The sequence below is a fragment of the Marinospirillum sp. genome (assembly GCF_014859565.1).
Genome location: NZ_JACUUA010000275.1, coordinates 1 through 3,919, shown reverse-complemented (window position 1 = coordinate 3,919; position 3,919 = coordinate 1). Strand labels below are relative to the sequence as shown.

Genomic DNA, 3,919 nt, shown 5'->3' with positions numbered 1-3,919 from the left:
TGCCAGTTTTCTCTGGGCCGCTGCCAACAGCCTCTGGGGCAAGGCTTTTGTGCTGTTTTTTGGCCTGCTGATGATGATTGCTGGTGCCATGGCCGGTGCCATGCTGAATATGCCACTGGTGATGCTCTCATCCCTTGCCGGGATTAGCCTGCTGCCACTCTGGGCGGGTGTACAGGGGCAGCAGTGGATTTGTGATCGCTTTGAGCGCCAGGGTTACACCTTGGTCAAACGCATCAGCGCCGAGTCTGCCACTCATGCCATCAACGCCGCCAAGCGTAATGAGAAAAAACCGGAAGCCAGCCAGTCAAAAGAGCCAGTTAACAAACCAGCTGCTACCTTTGGTCGTGATTTCCGCGATGTACGTGATAATGCCGCACCCAACTCCAACCAGCCACCACCAAAAGATTTTAATGCCAGCCCCTGGAAACGGCGTTAAACCAACCGGCAACAGCACAACAGGGCTTGATATTTAACCTGTCAGCCCTCATATTTCCTGCAACCTATTTGTCTTGCCGGTACAGGAAACCTCATGAGCAGCTCCCCGCATATTATTGATATAACCCTGGAAAACTTTCAGCAGGTCATCCTTGAAGGCTCGATGCAACAACCGATCCTGATCGACTTCTGGGCGGACTGGTGTGCCCCATGCAAGGCCTTGCTACCAGTACTAACCAAACTGGCTCATGAATTCAACGGCCAGTTCATCCTTGCCAAAATCAATATTGAAGAACAACCGGAGCTGGCGGCACAGTTTCAGGTGCGCAGTGTGCCCACCGTAATGCTGGTGAGTCAGGGACAGCTGGTCGATCAGTTCAACGGCGCCAAACCGGAAAGTGAAGTTCGGTCATTCCTGAAACAACACCTCACTAATCCGGTGGAAGCCTTTAAAGAACAGATCAAACAGCTGGTGGGAGAAGGTGAGCTGGATCAGGCTCAGGAACTACTGCAACAGGCTATCAGCCAGTTACCGGAAGATATTGACCTGCAAATTGAGCTGGCCAGAGTATTGCTGCAGAAAAACTTGTCTGCTGATGCTCGTTCGGTACTGGATCAACTACCGGAAGCAGACAAGGCACGTCCGGAAGTAAAAGGTCTGGTGGCGGGGTTGCAGTTTGTTGAAAAAGCACCCTCTGCAGAGCTGCTGGCAACACTGGTTGATCGGGATGACAGCGAAGCACGTTACCTGAAAGCCATGGCTGCACTGGTACAAGCTAACTATGACACAGCACTGGAGTTACTGCTGAATCTGTTGCGTGATGACCGCAGTTATCAGGAAGGCATAACTCACAAAACCCTGCTGGAAGTGTTTGCCCTGCTGGGTGAAGGCAACCCGCTAGTGGTGTCTTCACGGCGCAAACTTTACACCCTGATGTACTAAATCAGCTTAATGCCTGCATTGCCTGATGTTGAGTCAGATACACCTGCCCAGTGAGATGTTCAGGGAAATGAATCAACTTCAGGCGATCCAGCACCGGCCCTTTGATCTCGGATAGGTGCAATAACACTGCTCCAGCACTTCCACACCACTGGCATCAATGTGATTGATGCCGGAACCCATTAGGATCACATGCTGCAACTCTGGGCGTTGCCCAACTTCTTCCAGTACCCGTTGTTCCACTTCCTGTGCATTGGCAAACATCAGACTTTCATCAATCCGCAGTGACAGAATGTGTGGATGCAGCTCTACATCATAACGCTGTACATTGCGGTAATGCTCCGTACCGGGCAATCGACCCACCACCGCCACATGCGGACGACTGTTTTTTGCCAGCCAACTGGCCAGTGACACCAGCACTCCCATCATCAGTCCCAGTTCAATACCCAGAAACAGCACACCCACTGCTGTTGCCAGCCAGGCCAGTGCATCTCCACGGCTGTAACGCCATAAATAGGGTAGTTGTTTCCAGTCTACCAATGAAAAAACCGCCACCATAATTACTGCTGATAACATGGCCTGTGGTAGGTAATACAACCAACCGGTTAGAAAAAACAGTACCAGTAGCATACCCAACCCAGTCAGCACACTGGCCATTGGAGTGATGGAACCGGCATCATGATTCACCACGGTACGCGACAAACCGCCAGTAACGGGAAAACTGGCCGACAGACCAGCGGCCAAATTGGCAATGCCCAGCCCCAACAGCTCACGGTTAGAGTTGACCTGCTGGCGGCGGCGGGCAGCAAAGGTGCGAGCGATGGCAACCGACTCAGCAAAACCCACCAGACTGATCATCACGGCCATTGGCAACAGCAGCAGCAACACTTCTGGGGTGATACTTGGCAACTGCAGCAATGGCAAACCTACCGGTAGCTCACCCACCACCTTTATCCCGGCCTGATCCAGATTAAAAAAGGCCACTCCGGCAGTTGCCAGCAGCAATAACAGCATAGGAGCCATACGTGAAGTCAGATTGGCGGCTGTCTGTGACAGGCCATACTTCATCAGCAACCCAGCCATGTAGTGCCTTGCCCAGTAAAGAAAGGCCAGAAAAAAAATGCTCAGCAACAGGGTGTTCAGATGCAGAGATCCCATCTGCTGATAAAAACTCAGCAACAGGGTTTGCAGGGTGCCACTTTGCAGCGGGATACCGGTCACACCTTTTAATTGCCCCAGCAGAATAATCAAAGCTGAAGCACTAACAAACGCCGACATCACTGGATGGCTTAAAAAGTTAGCCAGAAAACCCATCCGCAGTACACCCATCAGCAACAAACAGCCACCGGATAACAGCGCCAGCAGAATAGCCAGTGCCACATACTCAGCACTGCCCGGTATCGCCAGAGGACTGAGTGCACTAAACGTCAGCAGTGAAGTGATTGCCACCGGCCCGACCGCCAGCACGCCACTGGTGCCAAACAAGGCATAAGCCATGGCAGGCAGGATACTGGCATACAACCCTGCCTGCAGCGGCAGACCAGCCAGCAGGGCATAAGCCAGGCTTTGTGGTATCAACAGCAGACTGACAATCAGCGCAGCAGTGGCATCCTGACGCAACATCGCTAGGTTATAAATGCGGTGCCGAAACAGACCCCACAAACCCTGCTGCATGGCAGTGCCTTGCAGCTCTTTGAACTCCTGTCCTTGCTGTTGTTTCATACTAGGCGCTTCATGCTAAGTGCTTCATGCTGGATGACTGGCTCCGCGATCAGCTGGTCAGGCGCTTGAAAAAATCGGGCATATCAAAACCCGCCTGCTGCAGCTGTGCAACCAGCTCCTGACCGGGCTGTTGATCCTTACGGCTCAGCGCCCAGAGACATCCACAACGTGCACCCGTCCGACAAAAGGCCACCACTGGTTTGGGTGCTTCGGCATAAATACGACCAAACTCAACACCCTGCTCATCCGTCACCTGCCCGGAAACCACCGGCTGGTGTACCCACTTCATACCCAGTGACTCAGCCAGTGCCTGCAGCTCAAGGGTGCTGGGCTGATCGACTTCTTCCTGATCAGGACGGTTAAAAATCAGGGTTTTTACACCCTCGGCAGCCAGTTCACGAATCTGGTCTGCTGTCAGCTGACCACAGGTACGCAGATTTTCTTCCAGTTGACGCATTGCAGGTAATTCAGTCATGTCAGGCTCCTTATTTAAACTGATTCAGGGGAAGTTTGAGGTAGCTTACACCATTGGCTTCCGGGGGCGGAAACTGTCCGGCACGCATGTTGATCTGAACTGAAGGCAGAATCAAACGTGGCATATCCAGGGTTGCATCCCGTTCAGTACGCATTTTGATAAACTCCTCCGCCGTTTTGCCACCACCCACATGAATGTTGTTGGCTTTTTCTTCCGCCACGCTGGTTTCATACTGATATTCATCACGTCCCGGTGCCAGATAGTCATGGCACATAAACAAGCGTGTTGTATCTGGCAGGGCAAAAATTTTCTGGATGGAATGATACAGGATGGCGGCATTACCACCG

General features: G+C 52.4%; 4 protein-coding genes and 1 pseudogene. 2 read left to right on the top strand and 3 right to left on the bottom strand.

The genetic code is table 11. The features are described 5' to 3' along the window. Positions 1 to 436 (top strand): hypothetical protein (locus IBX50_RS18230; RefSeq protein ID WP_292257825.1); only part of this gene is annotated, 436 nt, incomplete at its 5' end. Between the two features lie 93 nt (positions 437 to 529). Further along, positions 530 to 1,378 (top strand): thioredoxin, encoded by an 849-nt coding sequence (gene trxA, locus IBX50_RS18225; protein WP_292257824.1) that lies wholly within the window; start codon positions 530 to 532, stop codon positions 1,376 to 1,378. A 78-nt stretch (positions 1,379 to 1,456) separates the two neighbouring features. On the opposite strand, the gene sulP is transcribed toward trxA, so the two are convergent. From sulP to IBX50_RS18210, 3 genes and pseudogenes are all read right to left on the bottom strand, one after another. Next, on the bottom strand, positions 1,457 to 3,097 hold the full coding sequence (gene sulP / locus IBX50_RS18220) for a SulP family inorganic anion transporter (RefSeq protein ID WP_292257823.1): 1,641 nt from the start codon (positions 3,095 to 3,097) through the stop codon (positions 1,457 to 1,459). Between the two features lie 49 nt (positions 3,098 to 3,146). Beyond that, the gene (locus tag IBX50_RS18215) at positions 3,147 to 3,572 is read right to left on the bottom strand and encodes a TIGR01244 family sulfur transferase (RefSeq protein WP_292257822.1); all 426 of its coding nucleotides are present in this window, start codon (positions 3,570 to 3,572) and stop codon (positions 3,147 to 3,149) included. Between the two features lie 10 nt (positions 3,573 to 3,582). Then, positions 3,583 to 3,919, bottom strand: a pseudogene (locus tag IBX50_RS18210) (MBL fold metallo-hydrolase); the annotation flags it as partial.